Origin of the sequence: Kutzneria kofuensis (assembly GCF_014203355.1) — a bacterium.
Taxonomy (GTDB): Bacteria; Actinomycetota; Actinomycetes; order Mycobacteriales; family Pseudonocardiaceae; genus Kutzneria; species Kutzneria kofuensis.
Map to the genome: position 1 here is coordinate 4180695 of NZ_JACHIR010000001.1, position 24434 is coordinate 4205128.

At 71.1% G+C, this 24434-nt stretch carries 27 protein-coding genes; 6 read left to right on the top strand and 21 right to left on the bottom strand.

Annotated elements, in window-relative coordinates; genetic code table 11:
- The first annotated feature begins 5 nt into the window (after positions 1 to 5).
- A complete protein-coding gene (locus tag BJ998_RS19290; RefSeq protein WP_312890209.1) occupies positions 6 to 1220 on the top strand; it encodes a GGDEF domain-containing protein in 1215 nt (404 codons plus the stop codon).
- Here BJ998_RS19290 and BJ998_RS19295 read toward each other — a convergent pair whose 3' ends face one another.
- Positions 1221 to 2357, bottom strand: a complete 1137-nt coding sequence (locus BJ998_RS19295) for an AI-2E family transporter (RefSeq protein WP_184863574.1) — start codon at positions 2355 to 2357, stop codon at positions 1221 to 1223. It abuts the gene before it with no gap.
- Between the two features lie 199 nt (positions 2358 to 2556).
- Here BJ998_RS19295 and BJ998_RS19300 point away from each other — a divergent pair, with 199 nt between their 5' ends.
- Together BJ998_RS19300 and BJ998_RS19305 are read left to right on the top strand one after the other, a co-directional pair.
- Entirely contained in the window at positions 2557 to 3438 is an 882-nt protein-coding gene (locus BJ998_RS19300; RefSeq protein WP_184863576.1) for a hypothetical protein, read from the top strand.
- Between the two features lie 199 nt (positions 3439 to 3637).
- The gene (locus BJ998_RS19305; RefSeq protein ID WP_184863578.1) at positions 3638 to 7078 is read left to right on the top strand and encodes a beta strand repeat-containing protein; all 3441 of its coding nucleotides are present in this window, start codon (positions 3638 to 3640) and stop codon (positions 7076 to 7078) included.
- 49 nt (positions 7079 to 7127) lie between these two features.
- On the opposite strand, the gene BJ998_RS19310 is transcribed toward BJ998_RS19305, so the two are convergent.
- The gene (locus BJ998_RS19310; RefSeq protein WP_184863585.1) at positions 7128 to 7982 is read right to left on the bottom strand and encodes a GGDEF domain-containing protein; all 855 of its coding nucleotides are present in this window, start codon (positions 7980 to 7982) and stop codon (positions 7128 to 7130) included.
- A gap of 107 nt (positions 7983 to 8089) precedes the next feature.
- Entirely contained in the window at positions 8090 to 8965 is an 876-nt protein-coding gene (locus tag BJ998_RS19315) for an exonuclease domain-containing protein (RefSeq protein ID WP_184863587.1), read from the bottom strand.
- A 35-nt stretch (positions 8966 to 9000) separates the two neighbouring features.
- On the opposite strand from BJ998_RS19315, the gene BJ998_RS19320 reads away from it, so the two are divergent.
- A complete protein-coding gene (locus BJ998_RS19320; protein WP_184863589.1) occupies positions 9001 to 9294 on the top strand; it encodes a hypothetical protein in 294 nt (97 codons plus the stop codon).
- Here BJ998_RS19320 and BJ998_RS19325 read toward each other — a convergent pair.
- Entirely contained in the window at positions 9281 to 9640 is a 360-nt protein-coding gene (locus BJ998_RS19325) for a DUF3224 domain-containing protein (protein WP_184863591.1), read from the bottom strand. The two genes, BJ998_RS19320 and BJ998_RS19325, sit on opposite strands and share 14 nt — an antisense overlap.
- A gap of 31 nt (positions 9641 to 9671) precedes the next feature.
- Complete coding sequence (locus BJ998_RS19330; protein ID WP_184863593.1) at positions 9672 to 10619, bottom strand: GlxA family transcriptional regulator; 948 nt, start codon at positions 10617 to 10619, stop codon at positions 9672 to 9674.
- Between the two features lie 101 nt (positions 10620 to 10720).
- On the opposite strand from BJ998_RS19330, the gene BJ998_RS19335 reads away from it, so the two are divergent.
- Complete coding sequence (locus tag BJ998_RS19335; protein ID WP_184863595.1) at positions 10721 to 11410, top strand: DJ-1/PfpI family protein; 690 nt, start codon at positions 10721 to 10723, stop codon at positions 11408 to 11410.
- Between the two features lie 9 nt (positions 11411 to 11419).
- A complete protein-coding gene (locus BJ998_RS19340; RefSeq protein ID WP_184863597.1) occupies positions 11420 to 12328 on the top strand; it encodes an oxidoreductase in 909 nt (302 codons plus the stop codon).
- Here the strand turns inward: BJ998_RS19340 and BJ998_RS19345 are convergent.
- The 16 genes from BJ998_RS19345 to BJ998_RS19420 all read right to left on the bottom strand — a co-directional run bounded on the left by BJ998_RS19345 (position 12309) and on the right by BJ998_RS19420 (position 24410).
- The gene (locus BJ998_RS19345; protein ID WP_184863599.1) at positions 12309 to 12683 is read right to left on the bottom strand and encodes a VOC family protein; all 375 of its coding nucleotides are present in this window, start codon (positions 12681 to 12683) and stop codon (positions 12309 to 12311) included. The genes BJ998_RS19340 and BJ998_RS19345 overlap by 20 nt on opposite strands.
- A gap of 154 nt (positions 12684 to 12837) precedes the next feature.
- Positions 12838 to 13662, bottom strand: coding sequence for a class I SAM-dependent methyltransferase (locus BJ998_RS19350; protein ID WP_184863601.1), 825 nt, complete (start codon positions 13660 to 13662; stop codon positions 12838 to 12840).
- Complete coding sequence (locus BJ998_RS19355) at positions 13659 to 13997, bottom strand: VOC family protein (protein WP_184863603.1); 339 nt, start codon at positions 13995 to 13997, stop codon at positions 13659 to 13661. The genes BJ998_RS19350 and BJ998_RS19355 overlap by 4 nt, the downstream gene beginning before the upstream one ends.
- Positions 13994 to 14164 (bottom strand): ribbon-helix-helix protein, CopG family, encoded by a 171-nt coding sequence (locus tag BJ998_RS19360; RefSeq protein WP_184863605.1) that lies wholly within the window; start codon positions 14162 to 14164, stop codon positions 13994 to 13996. The genes BJ998_RS19355 and BJ998_RS19360 overlap by 4 nt, the downstream gene beginning before the upstream one ends.
- A 39-nt stretch (positions 14165 to 14203) precedes the next feature.
- Positions 14204 to 15307, bottom strand: coding sequence for a serine hydrolase domain-containing protein (locus BJ998_RS19365; protein WP_184863607.1), 1104 nt, complete (start codon positions 15305 to 15307; stop codon positions 14204 to 14206).
- Positions 15308 to 15351: 44 nt separating this feature from the next.
- Positions 15352 to 16539: a cytochrome P450 gene (locus tag BJ998_RS19370; protein WP_184863609.1), complete on the bottom strand. Its 1188-nt coding sequence runs from the start codon at positions 16537 to 16539 to the stop codon at positions 15352 to 15354.
- Between the two features lie 12 nt (positions 16540 to 16551).
- Entirely contained in the window at positions 16552 to 17352 is an 801-nt protein-coding gene (locus BJ998_RS19375; protein WP_184863610.1) for an ABC transporter permease, read from the bottom strand.
- Positions 17349 to 18290 carry an ATP-binding cassette domain-containing protein gene (locus tag BJ998_RS19380; RefSeq protein ID WP_184863611.1) on the bottom strand — a complete coding sequence of 314 codons (942 nt, stop codon included), beginning with the start codon at positions 18288 to 18290 and terminating at the stop codon, positions 17349 to 17351. The genes BJ998_RS19375 and BJ998_RS19380 overlap by 4 nt, the downstream gene beginning before the upstream one ends.
- Before the next feature lie 34 nt (positions 18291 to 18324).
- Positions 18325 to 19170: a DUF4097 family beta strand repeat-containing protein gene (locus BJ998_RS19385; protein ID WP_184863612.1), complete on the bottom strand. Its 846-nt coding sequence runs from the start codon at positions 19168 to 19170 to the stop codon at positions 18325 to 18327.
- A 73-nt stretch (positions 19171 to 19243) separates the two neighbouring features.
- Positions 19244 to 19774 (bottom strand): YlcI/YnfO family protein, encoded by a 531-nt coding sequence (locus tag BJ998_RS19390; protein WP_184863613.1) that lies wholly within the window; start codon positions 19772 to 19774, stop codon positions 19244 to 19246.
- Between the two features lie 178 nt (positions 19775 to 19952).
- Entirely contained in the window at positions 19953 to 21314 is a 1362-nt protein-coding gene (gene dnaB / locus BJ998_RS19395; RefSeq protein WP_184863614.1) for a replicative DNA helicase, read from the bottom strand.
- A 404-nt stretch (positions 21315 to 21718) separates the two neighbouring features.
- A complete protein-coding gene (gene rplI, locus BJ998_RS19400; protein ID WP_184863615.1) occupies positions 21719 to 22174 on the bottom strand; it encodes a 50S ribosomal protein L9 in 456 nt (151 codons plus the stop codon).
- An 18-nt stretch (positions 22175 to 22192) separates the two neighbouring features.
- Positions 22193 to 22435 carry a 30S ribosomal protein S18 gene (rpsR, locus tag BJ998_RS19405; RefSeq protein WP_184863616.1) on the bottom strand — a complete coding sequence of 81 codons (243 nt, stop codon included), beginning with the start codon at positions 22433 to 22435 and terminating at the stop codon, positions 22193 to 22195.
- A gap of 52 nt (positions 22436 to 22487) precedes the next feature.
- Complete coding sequence (locus tag BJ998_RS19410) at positions 22488 to 22976, bottom strand: single-stranded DNA-binding protein (protein WP_184863617.1); 489 nt, start codon at positions 22974 to 22976, stop codon at positions 22488 to 22490.
- Between the two features lie 4 nt (positions 22977 to 22980).
- Complete coding sequence (gene rpsF / locus BJ998_RS19415; RefSeq protein WP_116174880.1) at positions 22981 to 23277, bottom strand: 30S ribosomal protein S6; 297 nt, start codon at positions 23275 to 23277, stop codon at positions 22981 to 22983.
- Between the two features lie 116 nt (positions 23278 to 23393).
- Positions 23394 to 24410, bottom strand: a complete 1017-nt coding sequence (locus BJ998_RS19420; protein WP_184863618.1) for a hypothetical protein — start codon at positions 24408 to 24410, stop codon at positions 23394 to 23396.
- Positions 24411 to 24434 lie beyond the last annotated feature (24 nt).

Below are 24434 nucleotides of genomic sequence, written 5' to 3' on the forward strand. Positions count from 1 at the left end.
ATCGGGTGACGATCGGATTGGCATTGCGCGACTGGTCGATGTGGACCCTGCCGAGGCCCGCGTTGGTCTACTGGATGTCGGTGGACCTCGCCGCACTGGCCGTCGGCGGCTACGTCATGGCCGCGACCGCCCCGCCCACGCTGGAGGACCTCGGGCGGTTCGGCGCGATCGCCTGCACCGGGCTGGTGGTCATCGTCATCACGGCGATCGCGACGCAGCTGTCCAACGAGACCCGGCGTAACCCGTGGGCGCTGCACATCTGCTACCTCTCGGCCGGCCTGCTGGTGCTGCCGCCGAACCTGGTGCTGCTGCTCCTGCTCGGCCCCGCCCTCTACGGCGTGCTGGGCCCCGGCCCGGACGCGCACCGCTGGCTGTTCACGCTGGCCGCGACCACGCTGTCGGTGTTCGCCGCCCGCGCCACCATCGGCTGGCAGCACCCGAACTGGGACTTCGGCATGCTGGTGCTCGGCGGCATCGTGCTGCTGATGACCAGGGCCGTGCTGGTCGCCGTCGGCCTGCGGCTGCGCGCCCCGTCGGCCGGCGCGGACGAGGTGTTCGGCGAGCCGATCGACGTGGTGCTGGGCATCGTCGCGGCGAGCACCGGCGCGCTGATGGCGCTGGCGGTGCTGTCCGACCCGATCCGGGCGCTGCTCGCCGGGCCGCCGATGTTCCTGCTGGAACGGGCCGCGCAGCTGCCGCAGTGGCGCCGCTCCGCGCAGCGGGACGCCAAGACCGGGCTGTCCAACGCCGTGCACTGGGACCTGCGGGCCCGCGACGAGCTGGCCAAGGCCAGCGCGCGCCGGCGGCCGGTCGCGATGATGCTGCTGGACCTCGACCACTTCAAGCGGGTCAACGACCGGGTCGGCCACCTCGCCGGGGACGCGGCGCTGGCCGCCGTCGCCCGCGAGCTGCGCGGCAGCGTCCGCAGCGGCGACGTGGTCGGCCGGTTCGGCGGCGAGGAGTTCGTGGTGCTGCTGCCGGACACCGGCCCCGGCGTCGCCGAGTCGGTGGCCGAGCGGGTCCGGCACGCCATCTCGCTGCTGCGGGTGGCGACCACCGCCGCCGACGGCCAGGCGCACGTGCTGTCCGGCCTGACCGTCAGCATCGGAGTGTCTACTTCGGACCGTTACGGCTACGACGTGTCCGCGCTGCTGGTCGCGGCCGACTCGGCCCTGTTGTCGGCCAAGGGCTACGGTCGCAACCTGGTGGCGATGGCCTAGCTACTTGCCATGTCCCGGTTCCACCTTGGGCGGCCGGGTCGGGTCCACTTCGGACGGATCGATGCCCTGGTCGTGCAGCAGCGACCGGATGCCCGAGTTCAGCACGGCCAGGATCGGCACGGACATCAGCGCGCCGGCGATGCCGCCGAAGGTGAAGCCGGCGGCGATCACCAGCACCACCGCCAGCGGGTGCAGCTGCACCGCCCGGCCCAGCAGCAGCGGCTGCAGGATGTGGCTCTCCAGCTGCATCACCGCGATCACGATGGCCAGCACGATCAGCGCCGACACGAAACCCTTGGCCACCAGGGCCACCAGCACCGCGACGGTGCCGGCGATCACCGCGCCGACGATCGGGATGAACGCGCCGAGGAACACCAGCGCGGCCAGCGGCACCGCCAGTGGCACGCCGACGATGGCGATGCCGACTCCGATGCCGACAGCGTCGACCACCGCCACGGCGGCGGTGGCCCGCACGTAGCGCACCAGGGAGGCGAAGCCGCGACGGCCGGCCAGGTCCACCCGCGGCCGCACGTCGGCCGGGATGATCCGGATCAGGAACGACCAGATGCCGCCGCCGTCGTGCAGGAAGAAGATCGTGGTGAACAGCACCAGCAACACGCCGGTGAGCAACTCGCCGAGGGTGGCGGCGGTGCTGAGCGCGCTGGTGGTGATGGTGAGCTGGTTGTCCTGGATCAGCTTGACGAGCTGGTTGGGCAGGTCGGTCAGCTGGGCCTCGGACAGGCGCAGCGGGGGGCCCTCCAGCCAGTCGGTGATCGCCTTGACCGACTGGGCCACCTGCTTCTGCAGGTCCGGCAGGCCACCGACGAACGCGCTGATCACGCCGTACAGCACGCCGCCGACCACGGCGATGCCGCCGACGACGACGATCGCCGTCGCCACCCCGCTCGGCACCCGCCAGCGCACCAGCTGGGCGACCGCCGGCGCCAGCAGCGCGGCCAGCAGCAGCGCCACGGCCACCGGGATGATCACCACCGCCAGGTAGCCGACGATCCACGAGATGAGCCAGACCGCGCCGGCCACGGCCAGCAGCCGCCAGCTCAGCGCGGCGCTGACCCGCAGCACCTTGGGCACGGACTGGCTGACGTCCTCGGGGCGGCCGGGCCGGGGCGAAGTCACACGATCACCGTAGCCGCCGCGCCCACCCGCGGCACTGTTCACACCTTCAGGGGATCTTGCGGTGTCAAAGGTGCGGCGGCCGTTCGGAACTGACAATCTCTCGGCGTCGACATCACGGACGCCTCTCGCGCCCCTTCACCGATGTCGGTGTTTCCCCAGGCGAGCGGAAGAGGATCTTCATTTGTCGACGGACGGGCACGTGATCACGGGGGGCGGCCGGCTGCGCCGCGCGCTCTCCCGTGCGCTGCTGACCGTCGGCGGCGCGGCCGGCCTGACGGCCGCCGCGTGGTGCCTCTCCACCGCCTGCGCGTCCGCGGGAACCCTCGGTGACCACCTCCCGGTGGCCAACCCGGTCAACCACGCGGTCGTGACGCAGGGCCACTCGCCGGAAACCGCATCAGCGGACAACGGGGTGCACGAGATGGCCCGCGCGGTCGCGACCGCCAGCAAGCCGGCCGTGAGCTCCCTCGACGAGCACCAGACCCTGGCGAGTGGGGCGAGCCTGCCCTCCTCCGCCGATTTCGACCGGTTCGCCCACCAGGTCCAGGACGACTTCGTCCGGGTGGGGCGGCACGTGGCCACGCCGGCCCCGTCCGCTCTGGTGGGAGACTCGGTGACCCTGGTGCGCCACGTGGTCCAGTTCCCGCTGGCCACGCTCCCGGTGCGGCTGCCGATCCCGGTGATCGGCGATCTCTCCGGCGCGTCCACGTCGACCGACGGCAGGCAGCAGCCCGTCTCCCCGACCGGGTCCGACCCGGCCGGCGCGACCGGCTCCGCCACGTCCGCGGCCTTCGTCGGCGCGTCCGCCGCCGCGTCCACCGTGCGGCACCCGCTGCCGCCGTACCGGAGCTCGGACCTGTCCGGCCCGAGGAACTCCACGCCGCTGCCGGCCGTGCCCGCCCAGGCGCCGTCGGCCCCCTGCTGCTTCGGACACGGTGGCCCCGGCACGCCCGGCGCCCCGACCTCCGGGCAGCTTCCTTTCGGCTCCACCCTCGGCGCCGCTGCGTACAGGTCCGTCGTGGCCACCTCGCAGTCGGTGTCCGTGTTGACCGGCAAGCAAGCCGGCATCACGCCTGACTGATTTCCGCGCGCGGCTGGCGGTCGCAGGGCAGTTCGCCCGCACCGTTTCCGGTCCGTGCGCGTTCTTCTGCGCCCGTCCAGCCGCGCTAACGACCCGGGATGCACCCACCCCCCTCAGCTAGGTGCATCCCACTTCCCCGGGTGGCCGTTGCCCCCGGTCACCCGTTAGCCCCGCAAGGGACATACCCGAAGGAGAAGTAATGCAGACGTGGGCGAAGCGCGGACTTCAGGCCGCGCTCCTCACCGGTGGCTTGATCGCCGTCGGCACCGGCGTCGCCAACGCCTCCGAGTCCGGGTCGGCTCACCCGCTGGGTGTCCCCGCCGCCGACCTGGTCGACGTCAACGTCAAGGTGCCGATCCACGAGACCAACAACCAGTTGGGCACCGTGCTGGGCCAGACCACCCTGCCGGGCATCAGCCAGACCGTGGGCACCCGCGAGCTCACCGGCAAGCTGGCTCCGCACCCGCTGGCGACGCAGGCGAAGAACATCCCCGTCGCCGTGCCGCAGAACATCAGCCGCGGCAACACCATCCCGATCGACCTGTGCGTGCCGGTCGACGTCTCCGGCAACGCCATCGGCGCCACCGGCGACGCCGCCACGTACAACCGGTCGAAGGTCGGCTGCGAGGCCCAGTCGGTCACCGAGACCGACGGCAAGCACGGCTCGATCGCCGGCAACATCATCGCCGTCGACTACGGCCTGCCGATCCAGCTCGACAACAACGCGATCGCCGCCCTCGGCAACGCGGCCGCCGCCGGCACCGCCGACGCGTACACCGCCACCGGCACCACGCCGTACGTCAGCAACGGCGACAAGGGCACGCTGGCCGGCAACATCGTCGACGCCGCCCTGGGCACCCCGGTCCAGCTGACCGGCAACGCCATCGGCGTCGGCGGCAACTCGGAGACCGCCTCCAAGGCGGGCACCGACGTCGCCACCGGTGGGTCGCTGCAGAGCAGCGGCAACGGCGGCACCCTGTCCGGCAACCTGGGCGGCGTGCCGCTGGGCCTGCCGATCGAGGCCAACGGCAACGCGATCTCCTGGGTCGGCAACGCCGACGCCAAGAACGCCAGCCACGGCGCCGTGCAGGCCGGCGACACCAGCGACGGCTTCTACGCGCTGACCTCGGGCGACCCGAGCACGCTGTCCGGCAACATCGCGCAGGCGCCGATCGTCAGCAAGGTCCTGCTGGCCGGCAACGCGGTGTCCTGGATCGGCAACACCACCGCGCTCGGCGTCACCGAGAACGACCTGGTGTCCGGCGGCAAGGCCGGCACCACGGGAGTGAAGTCCACCGGCTCGGGCAACATCGTCGACCCCGAGGTCGCGCTGCCGGTCGAGGTCTTCGGCGACGGCGTCACCTGGATCGGCACCGCCGAGGCCGCCAACCTGAACAAGGTCACGGCCCTGGCCGGCGGCAACACCTACACCGACGGCGACAAGTCGACGCTGGGCGGCAACGACGCGGTCGCGCCGATCGCCGGCGCGGTCGACGTGTTCGGCTCGGGCGGCTCGCTGATCGGCAACGCCACCGGCACCGCGGGCAACCAGTCCTCGGTCGTCGACGGCGGCTACAACGGCACGCTGGGCAACAGCGCGGTCGGCGGCGGCAACATCGCCTCCGTCCCGGTGGCGCTGCCCGCCGAGATCTTCGGCGCGGGCGCCTCGCTGGCCGGCAACGCCGACGGCCTGGCCAAGGAGGTCAAGGACGTCGAGGCCGGCGACAAGACCAACACCAACGACGACCGCGGCACGGTCAGCAGCAACATCGCCTCGGTGCCGGTCACGGTCCCGGCGCAGGTCTTCGGCGACGCGGCCGGCCTGGTCGCCAACGTCAGCGGCGCCTCGCAGTCGCAGACCACCACCACCGCCGGCCACGACGTGGAGACCGACGGCGACAAGGGCAGCGCGTCCGGCAACGCCGCGCAGGTCCCGGTCTCGCTGCCGGCGCAGCTGTTCGGCGACACCGCCACCCTGGTCGGCAACGGCGACGCCATCGCCAAGGGCGTCACCAGCTCCACCGCGGGCGGCGACGTCGACGCGTCCGGCAAGGGCGGCTCCATCACCGGCAACATTGCCGACGTGCCGGTGGCCGGTGCGGTGCAGGGCTTCGGCGCTGCCATCGCCGGCGCGGGCGTGGACAACGCCACCGCCGCCAACCTGACCAGCTCGAACGCCGGTGGCACCGACACCACCAGCGGCCAGGGCGGCTCGGTGGCCGGCAACGTCGCACAGGCGCCGATGGCGCCGGTCGTCGGCGTGCTGGGTGACACCGTCACCGCCGCGGGCGTCGGCAACTCCGTCGCCGACAACAAGGTGTTCGACACCGCCGGCAAGGACGTCCTGACCAACGGGACCGAGTCCGCGATCTCCGGCAACGTGGCCAAGACGCCCGCTGCCGCGACCGCGCAGGTGCTGGGCGACGCGGTGACCCTGGGCGGCATCTCCAACGCCCTGGCCCACAGCTACACCGACCCGTCGGCCGGTGGCGACACCACCACCTCCGGCAAGCTGGGCTCGGTGGCCGGCAACGTCGCGCAGGTGCCCGCCGCGGCCAACGCGCAGGTGATCAGCGACTCGGTGGGCGCGCTCGGCAACGCCGCGGACGACACCACCGCGTGGACCGGCAACTTCGCCGGCGGCAACACCCACACCACCGGCATGTTCGGCGCCATCTCGGGCAACCTGGCCCAGGTCCCGGCCGTCGCCAACGCCGAGGTGCTGGACGACGCCGTGGGCGCGGGTGGCCTGGCGTTCGACAGGAGCTCGACCTCGGCCATCAACACCGCCGGTGGCGAGGCCACCACCTCGGGCGTGCTGGGCTCGGTCGCCGGCAACCTGGCCTCGGTGCCGGTCGTCGCCGACGCCCAGGTGACGCAGGACGCGGTGTCCGCCGCGGGCCAGGCGTTCCACGCCGGCGCGAACAAGGTCGTCGACCTGGCCGGTGGCGACGTCGCCACCAACGGCACGGGCGGCTCCATCTCGGGTGACCTGCTGCAGGCCCCGATCGCTGGGATCGCCGGTGTGTTCACCGACGCCGTGACGGTCGGGGGCATCTCGGCCACCAAGGGCATCAACGTCACCGACGTGGCGTCCGGCGGCCACCAGACCACGGCCGGCCTGCACAAGACGCTGTCCGGGCTGAACGGCCACGCGCCGGTCGGCGCCCTGGTGCAGATCTTCAACGTGCCGCTGAAGGTGTTCGGGACCGCGCTCGCGCACGGCGTGAACGACACCTCCGCGGTCGTCGGCGAGGAGAAGCCCGCGCTCGACCTGCCGATCACCAGCCGTCACCTGCTCGGCGCGACCGAGCTGCCGACGATGCGCGACCTGCCCACCGAGGCCGGCCTGCCGCTGACCGGCATGGGCGTGGACAGCGTCATGGGCCTGTTCAACCTGCTGCCGATGGGCGGCCTGTCGCACGCGGTGCCGGGCCTGCCGGCGCAGGAGCGCGACCTGCCGTCGCTGACGGGCACGCTGCCCACGGACAACCTGATCCCGGGTGCGCACCTGGTGCAGGTGCCCGGCCTGGACGGCCTGCAGGTGCGGCCGAACGTGGCCGGCGGCGCCCGTGAGCTGCCGGGTCAGCAGCTGGTGACCGACCTGGGTGCGGTGACCAACGGGCTGCACATCGCCTGAGCCAGTTGACTGAGGGGACCCCCGGGACAGCCACTCCCGGGGGTTCTTTCTATGTGACGCGAAGTCTCTTCTCGACGTGCCCGACGACGGTGTGCGCGGGCGCGGAGCCGTCGCTGGTCGCCCAGCACACCCGCACCTTCGGGTGCAGCCGAACCTTGCCGACGAGCACCGCCCGCTCGGTCAGCTCCCGCACCCGGGCCGCGATCGGCTCGCCGGTGCCGCACGGGTGCTCCGCGACCACCGCGAACTCGTCGCCGCCGTAACGGGCCACGGTGTGGTCGTCGCGCAGCCCCTGGCGCAGCCGCCCGGCCAGCACGGTCAGCAGCCCGTCGCCGACATCGAAGCCGTGCTCGGCGTTGACCTCGGCCAGCCGGCGCACGTCCACCAGCACGAAGGTGCTCAGCGAGCCGTTGGTGCGGGACCTGGTCAGCGACTGTTCCAGCCGGTCCAGCAGCAGCGCCCGGCTGGGCAGTCCGGTCAGCGGGTCGATCAGCCCCCGGCTGTGCGGCACGTCGGTGTGCACCGGCTGCAGCACGGTGAGCACGCTCGGCCGGCCCCGGTGGCTGACGGCGTGGAAGTCGGCCCACAGCCGCGAACCGGCGATCCCGTCGCGCACCACCACCATCGGCACGGCGAGCCGGCCGTTGCCCCGCAACACCTGCGCGGCCAGCTCGGCGCCCTGCGGCAGCGGCGCGCCGGAGTCGTCGCAGGCCTGCCAGCCCGCGGGCCGCCGGTTGCCGAGCAGATCGGCCCTGCTGAGCCCGAGCAGATGCCCGGCCAGGCTGTTCGCCGCCAGCACCGCCCCATGTTCGTCCTGCAGCAGCACCCCAACGGGAAGCTCGGACACCAGCTCGTCCCAGACCGTCCCGGTGGTCGTCGGTGCCGCCGTGTCCACGGCACTCATCCGGTTCGCACCTTCCTCAGCAGGGAGGTTTCCACAGTGAGCCTGCCCCCGAGGTGGCTCGTTAACAAGGGGCCCGATCCACCCGTACCGGTGATCTTTGGTGATATTCAGGTGATCAGTGTCGCGAACAGGTCCGCCGAGACGATGGGGACGCCGTACCGGCGGGCCGTTCGTGCCTTGGTGGACATGGTTTCCGGGTCGGCGGCGACCAGCAGCGCGGTCTGCCGTGTGACATAGCCCGCATTGACCCGCAGTCCCGCCGCGAGTGCCCGTTCTACCAGCTCATGGCGGGGTTGTTCGGCCTGCCCGGTGAACACCACGAGGTCGCCGATGCGGAGTGAGGGAACCTCACCTGTGGGCACCGGCGGCACGTAGCTGCCGCGCCGGTACTCGGCGACCTCGTCCGGCGGCAGCGTCGGCCAGCGCCAGGTTGACGCCGCGGCAAGCAGATCCGTCCACGGCTCGGGTCGGCCGGCCCGGCTCAGGTAGTGCGCGAGCAGACCGGCGGCGGCGTGGGCGTCGTCGAGCGCCGAGTGGGCGTCGCGCAGTTCGACGCCGGCCGCGTCGCAACTGGCCTTCAGCGACCGGCCACTGCGGTGCGGCAGATAGGCCGCGCCGAGCGCCATCGTGCACAGGCCCAGCTCCGACGACAGCGGCACCGGCAAGCCGAGTCGGTCGAACTCCGCGGCCAGGAACCGTGCGTCGAAGGCCAGGTTGTGCGCCACGACGACCCGGCGGGCCAACCGCGCCGCCAACGCGCCCGCCACCTGCGCGAACGACGGCGCGCGCCGGGCGTCGCCCGCGTTGATCCGGTGGATGTGCTGCGGCCCGAGATCACGGCCGGGATTGACCACCGTGCACCACTCGTCGGTGATCACGCCGGTCCGGTCGACCGCCACCACGGCGACCTCGACCACCCGATCACGGCCGGTGGCCGCGAATCCCGTCGTCTCGACGTCAACGACCGCATAGCCATCCGACACGCCTGAAAGCTACAAGCTGTGCCACGATGGCCCGCGTGAGGTGGCTCGAAGCGTCCACGCCGTGGCTGATCGCGGTGATCGTGGCCTGGGTGGCGGCCGGGCTGTTCGAGTTCCTGCTGATCCGCCCGCGGGAGAAGGCCGCGCTGGAGGGCCGGGGCTGTCCCTACTGCGGCACGCAGTGGAACGGGCTCAAGGCGTGCGCCAACTGCGGCCGCGACCTTGTCCGCGAACAGAACCACATCGTGACCCGGGTGCTGTTCACCCTCGGGGCGCTGGCCACCGGGCCGGTGATCGGCATCGTGGTCGTGCACCTGCTCACCGGGAAGTGATGGTGTAGGGCACCTCCTGGCTCGGGCCGGACCTGTAGGTCCCGGTCGCCTTGATCTCGTTGCCGACACGGACCTCGAAGCTGGACTCGATGCCGCTGGCGTCGAAGGTTCCGTTGTGCGCCAACACGTAGCTGCCCGGCTCGTCGTCGAACGAGCCGGTGAGCAGCTCGTAGCCGACGAACGTGCCGGTCCCGTCCGGCCGGTAGTGCAGCAGCAGCTGCGCCCGGCTCTCGCCCTTCAGCGGTCCCTCGTAGACGAAGTCCACGTCGGCGTGCGCGACCTTCGGGCCGCCCTTGGCCTCGGCGACGAGCTTCTCATCCCACCTGGTGTATCGGAACGTGCTCATGGCCGTAACCCTGACAGCTATACCTGACAGATCATGTCAGGTTCCGATAGCGGGACGGAGGAATTCCGTACTGGCCGACGAACGCCTGTCGCAGCGTCTCCGCCGAGCCGAAGCCGCAGCGGCGGGCGATCGCCGCCAGCGGCAGCGGGGTCGAGGTCAACAGCCGGGCGGCGGCCTCGGTTCTGGTCTCCCGCACGTACTTGGCCGGCGGGCGGCCGGTGTGGTCGAGGAACAGCCGGGTCAGGTGCCGCTCGCTGACGCCGGCCCGATCCGCCAGCGCGGTCGTGCCGAGGTCGTCGTCGAGATTGGCGGCGATGTGCGTGACCAGCTTGCGCACCACCGAGTTCTCCGGCGTCGGGGCCTGCACGTACATGCTCACCTGGGCCTGGTTCCCCGGCCGCTGCAGGTACGTCACCAGCGCACGGGCGACCGCCCGGGCCAGCTCCGCGCCGTTGTCCTCCTCCACGAACGCCAGCGACAGGTCCAGCCCGCTCGTCACGCCCGCGGCCGTGTAGACGTTGCCGTCCTTGATGTACAAGGGTTTCGGGTCCACCTGGATGCGCGGATACCGCTCGGCCAGGCGCTGCGCGACGACCCAGTGCGTGGTGCAGCGCCGGCCGTCGAGCAGGCCGGCCGACGCCAGCACACTCGTGCCCGAGCACACCGAGGACACGCGCCGGCTTTCCCTGGCCAGCCTGCGGACGTGCGCCACCAGCACCGGATCGTCGGCGGCCTTCTCGTGTCCGAGGCCGCCCGACACGACCAGCGTGTCCAGCGGGCCCGTGATCCGTTCCAACGCATGCTGCCCGGCCAGCACCAGACCCGAGCCGCTGCTCGCCGGCTGCGCGCCGAGTGTGGCGAACTCGATCGAGTACTGCGGGTCCGCGCCGAGCCGGTTGGCCGCGTCGAAGGTGTCCGACACGCAGGCCACGTCGAGCAGTTCGACGTCCGGGTAACCGACGATCACCACCCTGCGCATGCGGCGACGATACCCGTCCGAAAGACAGGGATACCAGGATTCAGGACATCGGCTCCCGACCTGATTGCCGAGCGCCGGCCGGCGGGAAGATCGTCGACGGCATGAAGGACATCGCATTCGTGCTGTACCCGGGCTTCACGGTGCTGGACCTGGTCGGCCCGCTCCAGGTCCTCAGCGCGCTGAGCGCGTTCGACCCCGAGTACCGGACCGTGGTGCTCGGCGAGGACAAGGCGCCGGTGCCCACCGACACGCCGCTCGGCGTCACCGCCAGCCACACCTTCGACGAGGTGCCCGCCCCGCACGCCGTGTTCCTCCCGGGCGGCGGCGTGCCGACCATGACCGCGCTCGCCGACGAGAAGCTGCTCGGCCGGGTCCGGTCGACGGCCGAGCACGCGGAGATCGTCGGCTCGGTCTGCACCGGCTCGCTCATCCTCGGCGCCGCCGGCCTGCTCCACGGCCGTCGCGCCACCACGCACTGGATGTGCCGGGACCTGCTGGCCAAGTTCGGCGCCACGCCGGTGGCCGAGCGGTGGGTGCGCGACGGCAAGTTCCTCACCGGCGCCGGCGTCTCCGCCGGCATCGACCTGGCGCTGCACCTGGTGCAGGAGCTGGCCGGCGAGGACGTCGCCCGCCAGGTGCAGCTGATCATCGAGTACGACCCGCAGCCGCCGCTGGGCGGCATCGAGTGGGCCGGTGTGGACATCGCCGCCCGCCGCCCGCTCGTCGACAACTGGCTGCGCACCGGACTCGCCGGTCATCCGAAGCTGCTGGCCGAGCTGATCGGCTCGTAGTGTTGGGGAATGACCAGGTGGACCACGGCCGACATACCCGACCAGACCGGGCGCGTCGCCGTGGTCACCGGGGCGAACACCGGGGTCGGCCTGGCCACCGCCCGCGCGCTGGCCAGGGCGGGCGCCACTGTCGTGCTCGCCTGCCGTGACCAGGCCCGGGCCGACGCCGCGGCCGCCGAGACCGGCGGCGAGCCCGTGTTGCTCGACCTCGGCTCGCTGGCCTCGGTGCGGGCCGGCGCGGAGCGGATCATCGCCGCCCATCCCCGCGTCGACCTGCTGATCAACAACGCCGGCGTGATGATGACGCCGCGCGGCCGCACCCAGGACGGGTTCGAGCTGCAGATCGGCATCAACCACCTCGGCCACTTCGCGCTCACCGGCCTGCTGCTGCCGGCGATGCTCGCGGTGCCCGGCGCGCGGATCGTCACCGTGTCCAGCAACGCCCACCGCGCCGGCGAGATCAACTTCGACGACCTGAACTCCCGCGACCGCTACCGCCCGATCGCCGCCTACGCCCAGTCGAAGCTGGCCAACCTGCTGTTCGCGTACGAACTGCAGCGCCGGCTGGCCGCCGCGAAGGCGCTGCCCGTCTCCGTCGCCGTGCATCCCGGTTCGGCCCGCACCGACCTCGCGCGGGAGAGCCCCCGCGTGGTGCGGTGGCTACTGGGCTCGCCGCTGATGTCGTGGATGGTGCAGGACAGCGACCAGGCGGCGCTGCCGTCGTTGCGGGCCGCGACCGACCCCGCCGTCCGCGGCGGCGACTTCTACGGGCCCGACGGGTGGAACGGGTTCAAGGGACACCCCGTTCGCACCGCGTCGGCGCCGCGCTCCCACGACGCCGCCGCGGCGCGCCGGCTGTGGGAGAAGTCGGAGCGCCTGACCGGCGTGGCCTACCGGTTCACAGATACGGCCGGGTGATCATCTCCAGGCCGTGCCCGGCCGGGTCGAAGAAGTACACGCCCCGGCCGCCGTGGTCGGTGTTGATCTCACCCGGCTGTTTCTGGAACGGGTCCGCCCAGTGCTCGATGCCCCGCTCGACCAGCCGCCGGTAGGCGCGGTCGAACAGCTCGTCGTCGACGAGGAAGGCGTAGTGGTGCATCTGGATGTCCACCGGCGGCTCGGCGAACTGCAGCAGCACGCCGTCGCTCAGCTGGATGTTGGTGAACACGCCCCAGGACGGCGCCTCGGGCACCTCGAACAGCTCCCGGTAGAAGCGCGCGGATTCCTCGCGGTCCCTGGCCGGAATGATGGTGTGGTTGAACGACACTGGCATCGGGTTGCTCGCTTTCTCTTGTGGTCTCACGGGTCGGGGTTGTCGGTCCCGATCCGGAGGGCCACGCGAGCGCCCGGTCAGCGGTCCACCGGATCGCCTTCCCGTGAGTGGCGCAAGGCCGTTCCGGTGATCACACCATCACCCTAGCCGGTTCTCAGGTGCTGGCAACCAGAAAATCCTCACCCGTCGACGGCGTGAAGCCGTCGGGCCGTCCCGCGAAGTACCGCTCCGCGATGGTTCGGCCGGACACGTGCTCCACGTGCGCGAAGCCGGCTTCCCGGGCCATGGCCAGCATTTCCTCGGGACGGTAGAAGCTGACGAACGGCGTGTTCGACCGGGCCGCGCCCTGCGCCGACATCTCCCGGCCGGGGCGGTCCCGCTCGTCGACGAGATCGAGCTCCAGCAGGTACGTCATCACCAGCGTCGAGCCCGGCGCGAGGGTGGCGACCTTGGCCAGGGTCGCCACCGTCGCCTCCTTCGTCAGGTACATCGACACGCCGGTCGACGCCATCACCGCCGGCTTGGTCGGGTCGAAACCGTTGTCCACCAACCGTTGCAGCCAGTCGTCGCCCGCCTCGAAGTCGACCGGGACCAGATGCAGCCACTCCGGCACGCCGTAACCGGTGTCCTGCAGGCGTTTCCGTTTCCACGCTTGTGTTTCCGGCTGGTCGATCTCGAACACCTGCCGTTCGCCCGGGTGGCGCTGGGCGAACGTGTCCAGGCCCGCGCCGAGGATGACGTACTGCTCGGCCGCGTGCCCCGCGACCAGGTCCTCGACGAACCGCGCCCGCCCGATCACCGAGCCCCGGAATCCCGCTGTGGCCTTGGGATCCATGTCCGCCCGCCGGCGCCAGTCGTCGTCCGGGTCGGCCAGTTCCAGGCCGATCTTGTCCACGAACACGTGCGGCGGCTGGTCGAAGTCAACGTGGATCGCCCGCCACAGCGCCACCCGCACCGCCGTGTTGTCCGGCCCGGTCATTTCGCCGGCGCCTGCAGCGTCCAGGTCCGGCCGTCCGGGTCGCGGACGACCATTTCCCGGGTGCCGTAATGGGTGTCTTCGAACGGCGTGACCACCTCGACCGTCGGGTCGAGCTGCACCTTCGTCTCGTCGGCCACCTTCAGCACCAGCTGCATGCTCGGGTCCTGGTTCGGCACCTCCGCGACGAACACGTGCGGGCCGTCACCGTTGCGCAGCTGGCCCGAGTTGTGGTCGGTCTCGAAGTCGAGCCGGAAACCCAGCGCCTGGAAGAACTTCGCGGTCCTGCCCCAGTTGTGGGTGGTCAGGTACACCGCATCGATGCCGTCCGTGGTCATGCCGGTCCCTCCCCTTCGGATTGCTGGCCGTGGGCGTCGAGGTAGGCGCGCAGCGCGTCGGCCACCAGCGCCGACAGCGAGAGGCCCTCCTCGACGGCGTGGTGCTTGACCTGCTTGATCAGGCCGATCGGCAGGTACACGTTGAACTGCTTGACGTCCTCACCCACGGCTAGAATGCTAGCATGGTAGCCCATTGAAGGTCATCGTCACATCCCGTACGCCGCCATGATCAACCCCAGGGCTCGGTCGTCGCCGGTGGTGGTCCCGCTCATCTTGTTCATGGCGTAGGCGAACGTCATCCGGGCGTCCATGTCGATGAGGGCCACCGAACCGCCGTAGCCGCCCCAGTAGACGGTGTTGGGATTGGGCATCAAGCCGTTGTTGACGGCGAAGCCGAGACCCCAGCGCATCCGGATGGGGAGGATCAGGTCCGGCCCCTCGATCTGGATCTCCAGCGCCCGCCGGCACCCCGCCTCCGACAGCAGCCGCTTGCCCTTGGCGACGCCGCCGTTGGCCAGCAGGGCGTGGATCTCCGCCACCGACCGGGCGTTCCCGTGGCCGTTGCCCGCCGGGATCTCCGCGCCCCGCCAGGCCCTCGTGCCGGTGACCGCCACGTCCAGCTCGGGATTCAGCGCCGCGTTGAGCTGGAGCTCGGTGCTGCCGGCGTCGAAGGGCGGGCCGTCCGGCGGCGCAATCAGGTCCGCCACCCGGGCGTCCTCCGACGCCGGCAGTCCGATGTGGAAATCCGCCCCCAGCGGCTCGGCGATCTCCTGCCGGAACACCGTGCCCAGCGATCGCCCGGTGATCCGGCGGACCACCTCGCCGACCAGGTACCCCTGGGTGCTCGCGTGGTACCCCGACGCCGTTCCCGGCTTCCAGAACGGCTCCTGCGCGGCCAGCAGCGCGGTCGCCTTCTCCCAGTCGTAGAGGACGTCCGCGGTGATCGGCTCCCGCCAGCCGGACAGCCCCGACGAATGGCTCATCAGGTGGCTGACCTTCACGGATTCCTTGCCGCCGGCCGCGAACTCCGGCCAGTACCTGGCCACCGGGGCGTCGAAGTCCAGCTCGCCGCGGTCGGCCAGCAGCAACGCCGTCAACGACGTCATGGTTTTCGTCACCGAATAGACGTTGACGATGGTGTCCCGGCTCCAGGGCCGGGTCCGGGTCTCGTCGGCGAACCCGCCCCACAGGTCGACGACCGTTTCACCCTCGACGGTGACGCAGACGGACGCGCCAACCTCGTCGTTTCGCTCGAACGCCTCGCGTACCGCCGCATAGCGGTCGTGGGCAAATCCCTCGCTCGTGAGCACGAGGCGGAGTGTCCGGCCCTCCGGATGGCCGGATCCACCGAATTTCAGTCGTCCCAGGTGACCGGGAGGCTCCGCACGCCGTAGATGTTCTGGTGGTCGGGACGCAGCGGCACGTCCGCCGGCGCGACGGCCAGCCGCAGCGTGGGGAACTTCTCGAACAGGGCGGGGAAGGCGACGCGCATCTCCACCCGGGCCAGCTGCTGCCCGAGGCACTGGTGGATACCGTGCCCGAAGGTGAGGTGGCCGATCGCACTTCGGTGCAGATCGAGCGTGTCCGGGTCGGCGAACCGCGCCGGATCCCGGTTGGCGGCCTGCAGCGAGAGCGTGACCGACTCGCCCGCCCTGATCACCTGGCCGCCCACCTCGACGTCCTCCAGCGCCGACCGCACCCCGGTGTGGGTGATGGTCAGGTAGCGCAGCAGTTCCTCGACGGCCTTGTCGGGATCGGCCAGCAGGGCCGGAATCTGCTCGGGCTGCCGCAGCAGCGCGAACGTGCCGAGCGCGAGCTGGTTGGCGGTGGTGTCGAGACCGGCGGCCAGCAGGAAAGTGCCGATGCCGCCCAGCTCCTCGTCGGTGAGGTCGCTGGAAGTCAGGTCGCTGAACAGGTCGTCGGTGGGCTCGGCCCGCTTGGCGACGACCAGTTGGCCCACGTACTCCTGCAGCTTCCCGTACGCGGTGAACTTCTCCTCGGCGGGCGCGTCCGGGTCGAACACCGACGTCACGTAGCCCTGGAACGTCTCGCGGTCCGCGTAGGGCACGCCGAGCAGCTCGCAGATCATCACCGCCGGCACAGGGTAGGCGAAGGCCGACACCAGATCCACCTGCGGACCCTGCCGCTCCATGGCGTCCAGATGCTCGGCGGTCACCTCCGCCACGCGCTCGCTGAGCTGGCGCATCCGGCGAACGGTGAACTTGCCGGCCAACAGCTTCCGGTAGCGAGTGTGCTCCGGCGCGTCGAGCCCGGTGATGTCACCGACCGGCGCCGGCGGGATCTCACCCATCTCCTCCAGACCGGGCAGCGGGAAGTGCATCAGCTCGTACCGTGAGCTGAAGCGCTGGTCGGCCAGCACCGCGCGGGCCTCGGCGTAGCCGGTGACCAGCCAGCCCTCGTGCCCGTCGGGATAGGTCATCCGCACCACCGGCTCCTGGGCGCGGATCTCGCCGAGCTCGGCGGGCGGGTCGAACGGGCAGCCCGTGGGACGGGCCAGCGGAAGGTTCGTGAGGTGCGACATCGTCGGCTCCCGTCAGTGGGCGTATTCGCGGTTGAACAGGCGCTTCGACCAGAGGTAGCCGCCGAGCGCGATGACGACGCACCACCCCAGCGCGAGCCAGCCGTTGTCGCCGAGCGGCCGGTCCATCAGCAGGCCGCGCAAGGTCTCGATGATCGGCGTGAACGGCTGGTACTCCGCGAACCAGCGCAGCCCGGCCGGCATGGAGTCGGTGGGCACGAAGCCGCTGCCGAGGAAGGGCAGCAACAGCAGCGGCATCGGCAGGTTGCTCGCGGTCTCCACACTCTTGCTCACCTGGCCGAGCGCGACGGCGAACCAGACCAGCGCGAACGTCACCGCGATCAGGAAGCCGGCCGTGGCCAGCCACCCCCCGAAGCTCGCCGCCGGGTGGAAACCGACCAGCAGCGCCACCCCGATCACGACCGCCAGGCAGAGCACCGCCTGGATCAGGCTGCCGAGCACGTGCCCGGTCAGCACCGAGACGCGGGCGATGTGCATGGTGCGGAAGCGGGCGATCACACCCTCGGTCATGTCCATCGCGATGGAGATCGCGGTCCCCTGCACCACCGAGGTGATGGTCATGAAGATGATCGCCGGCGCGACGTAGTCGACGTACGCCGACCGGTCCCCGCCGAGGCCCGCGCCCAGCGTGCCACCGAAGACGTAGACGAACAGCAGCAGGAAGACGACCGGCATCCCGATCAGCATCACCGTCAGCGACGGGTACCGGATCATGTGCTTGAGGTTGCGGCGCAACATCGTCAGCGAATCGCGCAGTGGATGGAACCGCTGGGCGGGTGGGGCGAGCGTGCTCATCGGATGGCCACCTTCTCGTTCTTGGCGTTGCCGGTCAGGGCCAGGAAGACGTCATCGAGATCGGTCGTGTGCACGGACAGCTCCTCGACCTCCACGGCCCGGTCGTCCAGCCGATCGATGAGCGTCTTGAGCGAGCGGAGACTGCCGTCGCTCGGCACCCGCAGCGCCAACGCGTCGCCGTCACGGGTGGCATCGCCCAGCAGGCCCATGGCCGAGTCGAGGCCGCCCGGGTCGGCGAACCGCAGCCGGATGTGCCCGCCGGGAATGCGGCGCTTCAACTCGTCCGCGGTTCCCTCGGCGACGAGTTTTCCGTTGTCCAGCACGGCGATCCGGTCGGCCAGCTCGTCGGCCTCCTCCAGGTACTGCGTGGTCAGGAAGATCGTGACGCCGCCGGCGACCAGGTCCCGCACGATCTGCCACATGGTGCGACGGCTGCGCGGGTCCAGGCCGGTGGTCGGCTCGTCGAGGAAGATCACCCGCGGGCTGCCGACCAGCGTCATCGCCAGGTCGAGCCGGCGGCGCATGCCACCGGAGTAGGTCGACGCCGGCTTGCGGGCCGCGTCCACCAGGTCGAACTGCTCCAGCAGTTCGGCGGCGCGCCGCTTGCCGTCGCGGCGGGCCAGGTGGTGCAGGTCCGCCATCAGCAGCAGGTTCTCCTCGCCGGTCAGCAGGCTGTCCACCGCCGAGAACTGGCCGGTGACGCCGATCGCGGCGCGTACCGCGTCCGCCTCGCGGGTCAGGTCGTGGCCGTCGATCCGGGCCTCGCCGGCGTCCGCGTTGATCAACGTGGACAGAATCCGGACGGTGGTGGTCTTGCCGGCGCCGTTCGCGCCGAGCAGGGAGAAGACAGTGCCGCGCGGCACGGTCAGGTCCAGGCCGTCCAGCACGACATGGTCGCCGTAGGACTTCCGTAAACCGGTGACGGAGATTGCCGACATGAGTCCCCCTCAGGATCTCTGGGTTCGGTGGATCTCAGGCGCGGTGGATGGTGATGGCGCCGAAGGAGGTGTTGGCCCGCACCTCGACGGTCTCGTCCGAGTCCTCGGGCCGGACGGCGTCGTCGAGCTCGTTGCGCACCTGGCCGAAGGACGTGTTCACGTCCAGCCACGCGGCGGTGCCGGCGGCGATGCCGACCTCCACGTCGCCCATGGCCGTGCTGAGCGAGATGGAACCGCGAGCGACCTCGCCGAGGCGGATACTGCCGTTGGAGGTCTTCGCGTCGACGCTGCCGCCGGCCCGCTCGATGGTGATGGCGCCGTTGGACGCGCGCACCCGGACATCGCCGTCGGCCGCGCCGATCTCGGTGTCGCCGTTGGAGTTCTTGACCTCCAGCGACCCCTCGACCGCGCCGATCCGGACCCTGCCTGAGCTGGTGTGGACCTCGGCGTTGCCCGCGACGTCGCCGGCGGTAATGTGCCCGGTCGAGGTGCGCAGGACCAGCGCGCCGGTGCGCTCCAGCCGAACATTGCCGGCCGAGGTCTTGAACTCGCAGCGGCCGAGCCGACCCGTGCCGTGCAGGTCGCCCACCGAGACCTCGCCGTGCACGCTGGAGCCGGCCGGCAGCTCGATGGTCACGTCGACGGACCGGGTCTTGTTGGAGAAGTCGAACATCCGGCCCTTCGGCCCGATCACCTGGAGCGCGCCGTTGGCGTAGTCGACCCGGACGCGCTGCGCGGCCTCCACATCCGACTTGTCCGACGGCGTGCTCGGCCGCACGTCGACGACGGTGTCGGTGCGGTCGCCGGCGACGACCTGGACGTTGCCGACGCTGAGTTCGACGGTGACGGAGATGGGCTCGGGCGTGGCGAAAGTAGGCATGGCTGTCCCCTCGAAGGGTGTAGATGAACCGTCTCCGCAGGTCAGAGACGTGTGGGTGAAATGCGGTGCGGTGTCAGCGAACCCAGCCGGTAAGCCGGTTCGTGCTCCGGCTGGCGGTGGCCCGCGGCTCCGGCCGACGCTCGCGGTCGGCCCGCTGCAGGCCCGCCGCCGCGGCCCGGACCAGCCAGGCGTTGACCGAGCGGCCCTCCTTGGCGGCGGCCTCCTCGATCGCCGCCTTGAGCGCCTCCGGCAGCCGGACGTTGATCCGTGAGCTGGGACCGTCCTCGGAGATCGGCACGCTCCCCTCGGGCGCGCCGATCTCCGCGGGCTCCTGCCCGGCGGTGTCCGCGGGCCGCTCCGTGGGCGGCAGGGACACGACGAACTGCGGGTCCCGCCCGCGCAGGCGCAGCTCGACCGAGCCGGGCGCCAGGTCGCTGGTGATCTCGTCGCTGGCGGCCGACAGCGCCTCCAGCAGGGTCATCCGGATCGCCGATTCGAGCGACCCGGTCAGGCGCTCCACCAACGCACGAGCCTCCTCGCCGTTGGCCTCGGCCAGGGTCGCGAACTCGCGTCCGAGGTTGCTGACGTACGTGGTGAGATCCATGGCACCACTATGGCACACGCTTGGCACCACCGCAAGCCATCTTGGCTCAATTTGGCACCAGAGTGGCACCGCTGATGGATGTGTTGTGGCGGTCTAGTCGCTTTTCGGCAGGTCAGGGCGCTGCCGGTGATGGCACCACCGTGTGCCATGGTGGTCGCCACGGTGGTGCCATCGTGGCTCAGCCCTGGGCCAGGTCGGCGAAGCGGCTGTAGTGCAGCTGGTGGGCCACCGTGATCGTCGCGGTCGGGCCGGCACGGTGCTTGGCCAGGATCAGGTCCGCCTCGCCGGCCCGCGGGTCGTCCCGCTCCCAGGCGTCCGGCCGGTTGATCAGGATCACCGCGTCCGCGTCCTGCTCCAGCGAGCCGGACTCACGCAGGTCGGACAGCATTGGCCGCTTGTCGGTGCGCTGCTCGGGACCACGGTTCAGCTGACTGATGGCGATCACCGGCACCTCCAGCTCCTTGGCCATCAGCTTCAGGTTTCGGGAGAACTCCGACACTTCCTGCTGCCGGGACTCGGTCCGCTTGCCCGAGGTCATCAGCTGGAGGTAGTCCACCACGATCAGCTTGAGGTCGTTGCGCTGCTTGAGCCGCCGGGCCTTGGCCCGGATCTCCATCATCGTCAGGTTCGGCGAGTCGTCCACGAACAGCGGCGCCTCGCTGATCTCGCTCATCCGCCGCGCCAGCCGCGTCCAGTCGTCGTCGGTCATCCGCCCACCGCGCATGTCCCCCAGCCGAATCTTCGCCTCGGCCGAGAGCATGCGCATGACGATTTCCGTCTTGCTCATTTCCAGCGAGAAGATGCAGCTGGTCAACCCGTGCCGAATCGAGCACGACCGGGCGAAATCCAGTCCCAAGGTCGATTTGCCAACACCCGGCCGAGCCGCGACGATGATCATCTGGCCGGGGTGCAGGCCGTTGGTGACGGCGTCCAGGTCGGTGAAGCCGGTGGGGATGCCCAGGGACTGGCCGCCGCGGGAGGCGATGGCGTCGATCTCGTCCATGGTCGGCTGGAGCATGTCCTCCAGCACCGAGTAGTCCTCGGACGTGCGGCGCTCGGTGACCTCGTAGATGGCGGCCTGGGCGCGGTCGACCACCTCGTCGACGTCGGCCCCGTCGGCGCCGTTGTAGCCGAGCTGCACGATGCGGGTGCCAGCCTCGACGAGCCGGCGCAGCACGGCCTTCTCCGCCACGATCTCGGCGTAGTAGCTGGCGTTGGCCGCGGTCGGCACGGTGGCGATCAGGGTGTGCAGGTACGGCGCGCCGCCGACGCGCAGCAGCTCGCCGCGGCGCTCGAGCTCGGCGGAGACGGTGATGGGGTCGGCGGGCTCGCCCCGGCCGTAGAGGTCGAGCACGCAGTCGTACACGGCCTGGTGCGCGGGCCGGTAGAAGTCGTTGGGGCTGAGCACCTCGACGACGTCGGCGATGGCGTCCTTGCTCAGCAGCATGCCGCCGAGCACCGACTGCTCGGCGGCGAGGTCCTGTGGTGGTTGCCGTTCGAAGCCGGGCTCGCCCATGCCACGGTCGTCCACCAACGCCACCGCGAACTCCCCAAGTCGAAGGTTGTCGTGCTCGTTGTACCCGGCACCCCTGACAGTTCCGGGCCCGCACGCTAGGTCCCCCGTCCGGAGCAGGCAAACCAGCCTGTGCACGCAGCTGTGGACAACTTGTGGACGGCCGCGCGGCATGGGGGCACAGGCCGGCGGACGGCTGGGGACAGGTTGTGGACAACCGCAGGGGGTACGCGCGGAACCGCAGGTCAGAGGCTGTGGGTAAGTTGTGGAAAAACTCACCCCGCGCCGACACGGCGTGTCGCGTTCGACCGGTTCTTCGGCGTGTCGCGCCCGGCGGGTGCGCCGGGGCTGTCCACAGCCGTTCGAGTCGACGCTGCTGCAAACGAGCGAAAGCTCCGCCCGAGGCGACCCGGGCGGAGCTTCCGTGTGAATCAGGCGGTGGGCACGACCGAAAGGGTCAGCGCCACCGTCACGTCCGGGTGCAGCCGGACGTTGACCGTGTGCTTGCCGGTGGTCTTGATGTGACCGGCGGTGTCCACGGTCCGCTTGTCGAGCACCGGGCCGCCCGCGGACTTCACGGCGGCGACGATGTCGGCGGAGGTGACCGAGCCGAACAGCTTCTTCGCGTTGGCGGCGGCCTTCGCGGTCAGCGTGATCGGGCCGAGGTTGTCGATCGCGGCCTTGATCTCCTTGGCGTGGTCCAGGTCGCGCACCCGGCGCGTCTCCTGGGCCCGGCGGATCGTGGCCACCTGCTTCTGCGCGCCGCGGGTCGCGAGGATCGCGAAGCCGCGGGGCAGCAGGTAGTTACGCCCGTAGCCGTCCTTGACCTCGACCAGGTCGCCGGGGCCGCCGAGACCGCTGACATCGGTGGTGAGGATGAGCTTCATCGGTGCACTCCCCTTTCGTCAGCGAGCGGTCGAGGTGTAGGGCAGCAGCGCCATCTCGCGCGAGTTCTTCACCGCGATGGCGATGTCCCGCTGGTGCTGCGAGCAGTTGCCGGTGACCCGACGCGCGCGGATCTTGCCGCGGTCGGAGATGTACTTGCGCAGCAGCGTGGTGTCCTTGTAGTCGATCAGGTTCGCGCTGCTGGAGTCCTTGCAGAAAACGCAAACCTTCTTCTTGGGCTTGCGCACAGGCGGCTTCGCCATGGGGTCTTCTCCTGGAAACTTTTCTCCGTGAATGAGGTCTGTGGGCCGCGATCTAGAACGGCGGCTCGTCGGCGAAACCGCCGGAGCTCGCCGGGGGCGCGGAACCCCACGGGTCGTCGACCGGGGCGCTGCCGCCACCGCCGCCGAACCCACCGCCGCCGCCACCGCCACCTGCGCGCTGGACCTTGTTGACCTTGGCGTTGGCGTACCGCAGCGACGGGCCGACCTCGTCGACCTCGAGCTCCACGACGGTGCGCTTCTCGCCTTCCTTGGTCTCGTAGGACCGCTGGCGCAGCCGGCCGGTCACGATCACGCGCGCGCCCCTGGTCAGGGACTCGGCGACGTTCTCGGCGGCCTGGCGCCAGATGTTGCAGCGCATGAACAGCGCGTCGCCGTCCTTCCACTCGCCGGACTGCCGGTCGAGGGTGCGCGGCGTGGACGCGACCGTGAAGCTCGCGACGGCGGCGCCGGACGGGGTGAAGCGGAGCTCAGGATCGGCGGTCAGGTTCCCGACCACGGTGATCGTCGTCTCGCCCGCCATGGGATCAGCCCCTGGCGGCGTCGCGGCGCAGGACCTTGGTGCGCAGCACCGTGTCCTGGAGGGACAGCTGGCGGTCCAGCTCCTTGACCGCGGCCGGCTCGGCGTTCACGTCGAGCAGGGCGTAGATGCCCTCGGGCTGCTTCTTGATCTCGTACGAGAGCCGGCGACGGCCCCAGACGTCGACCTTCTCCACGTTGCCGCCGGACGTGCGGATCACGTTGAGAAAGGTGTCCAGGGTCGGAGCGACGGTGCGCTCGTCGAGACTGGGGTCCAGGATGACCATCACTTCGTAATGACGCATGAAGACCACTCACCTCCTGTGGACTGGCGCGGCCACGGTCGTTCCGTGGCAGGAGGGCCTGTTGCGTCAGCAACCCGAAGAGGGTAACAGCCGGGGTCCGGTCGGCCGAAATCGCGTCAGATCGCGGCCACTCGGCGCAGCACCCAGGTGCGCACCAGCGCCGCCGTCACGCCGGCCAGCGCGAGCACGGCGATCAGCACCGGCGCGGCCACGCCGGTGCCCGAGCCGCTGCCGGGCAGCGCCTGCGCGCGGCCGGCGGTCTGCACGCCGTCGGCCGACGAGCTGATGCCGCTGAGGGTGCCGACCTGCGGGGCGTAGCCGGAGACGTTGCCGCCGTAGAGCACGCCGGGCGACGGGGCGAAGTCGCCGGGCACCGCGAACGGCAGGTTGGTGTACGAGAACAGCGGCACCCGGCCGTAGTCGTAGCTGCCGCTGCCGTTGAACTGGTAGAGCTGCACGCCGCCGTTGGTCACGCCGCCAGACGTGGGGAAGTTCACGCTGCCGCCACCGCCGGAGCCTCCGGTGGTGGTGCCTCCGCCGGTCGAACCGCCGCCGGTGCCACCCGTGCCACCGGTCGAGCCGCCACCCGTGGTCCCGCCGCCGCCACCGGTGCCCCCGGTGGAGCCGCCGCCGTTGCCGGGGAGCTGCGAGGTGCCGGTCTGGATCGGTGCGACGGCCGTGTTCACGCCCTGCACGGCCACGCCGCAGCCGGCGGTCAGCGCCTGCTGCACGCCGCCGACGAGCAGCCCGATGACCGGGCCGAGCAGCGGGATGTTCTTGAGCTGGGCGACGACCTGGCTGGCGATGGTGCCGCCGCTGATGTAGCCGCTGCCGGTGGGCAGCGCGCCGATCGGGATCGGCGGCAGTGCGGTGAACGCCTTCTGGAACGGCTGCGCCAGCGGCGGGCCGAGCAGCGGGATGGCGTTGAGCACGTTGGTGATGGGCTGCACGACCGCGCCGGGGCTGAGCGACACGGGCTGGCCGGGCTCACCCTGCACGGACGTCGCGCAGCTGCCGATGACGATGGGGGTCGCGGCGGCGTCGGCGGTGCCGGCCGTCGCGGCGAGACCGAGCGAACTGGTGGCGAGCACGAGCGTCGCTGCCGTCGCCAGCGTGCCGATTCGCCCTCGCATGCCCACCCCGTCCAGCCAGTGACC

Coding starts and splice junctions, on each gene's coding strand:
- BJ998_RS19325 (WP_184863591.1), bottom strand. CDS start 9,640: ATGAGCACGTTCCGATACACCAGGTGGGATGAGAAGCTCGTCGCCGAG.
- BJ998_RS19385 (WP_184863612.1), bottom strand. CDS start 19,170: ATGCCTACTTTCGCCACGCCCGAGCCCATCTCCGTCACCGTCGAACTC.
- BJ998_RS19390 (WP_184863613.1), bottom strand. CDS start 19,774: ATGGATCTCACCACGTACGTCAGCAACCTCGGACGCGAGTTCGCGACC.
- BJ998_RS19370 (WP_184863609.1), bottom strand. CDS start 16,539: ATGTCGCACCTCACGAACCTTCCGCTGGCCCGTCCCACGGGCTGCCCG.
- BJ998_RS19345 (WP_184863599.1), bottom strand. CDS start 12,683: ATGCCAGTGTCGTTCAACCACACCATCATTCCGGCCAGGGACCGCGAG.
- BJ998_RS19335 (WP_184863595.1), top strand. CDS start 10,721: ATGAAGGACATCGCATTCGTGCTGTACCCGGGCTTCACGGTGCTGGAC.
- BJ998_RS19310 (WP_184863585.1), bottom strand. CDS start 7,982: ATGAGTGCCGTGGACACGGCGGCACCGACGACCACCGGGACGGTCTGG.
- BJ998_RS19420 (WP_184863618.1), bottom strand. CDS start 24,410: ATGCGAGGGCGAATCGGCACGCTGGCGACGGCAGCGACGCTCGTGCTC.
- BJ998_RS19330 (WP_184863593.1), bottom strand. CDS start 10,619: ATGCGCAGGGTGGTGATCGTCGGTTACCCGGACGTCGAACTGCTCGAC.
- rpsF (WP_116174880.1), bottom strand. CDS start 23,277: ATGCGTCATTACGAAGTGATGGTCATCCTGGACCCCAGTCTCGACGAG.
- rplI (WP_184863615.1), bottom strand. CDS start 22,174: ATGAAGCTCATCCTCACCACCGATGTCAGCGGTCTCGGCGGCCCCGGC.
- BJ998_RS19375 (WP_184863610.1), bottom strand. CDS start 17,352: ATGAGCACGCTCGCCCCACCCGCCCAGCGGTTCCATCCACTGCGCGAT.
- rpsR (WP_184863616.1), bottom strand. CDS start 22,435: ATGGCGAAGCCGCCTGTGCGCAAGCCCAAGAAGAAGGTTTGCGTTTTC.
- BJ998_RS19355 (WP_184863603.1), bottom strand. CDS start 13,997: ATGACCACGGACGGCATCGATGCGGTGTACCTGACCACCCACAACTGG.
- BJ998_RS19380 (WP_184863611.1), bottom strand. CDS start 18,290: ATGTCGGCAATCTCCGTCACCGGTTTACGGAAGTCCTACGGCGACCAT.
- BJ998_RS19410 (WP_184863617.1), bottom strand. CDS start 22,976: ATGGCGGGCGAGACGACGATCACCGTGGTCGGGAACCTGACCGCCGAT.
- BJ998_RS19305 (WP_184863578.1), top strand. CDS start 3,638: ATGCAGACGTGGGCGAAGCGCGGACTTCAGGCCGCGCTCCTCACCGGT.
- BJ998_RS19350 (WP_184863601.1), bottom strand. CDS start 13,662: ATGACCGGGCCGGACAACACGGCGGTGCGGGTGGCGCTGTGGCGGGCG.
- BJ998_RS19340 (WP_184863597.1), top strand. CDS start 11,420: ATGACCAGGTGGACCACGGCCGACATACCCGACCAGACCGGGCGCGTC.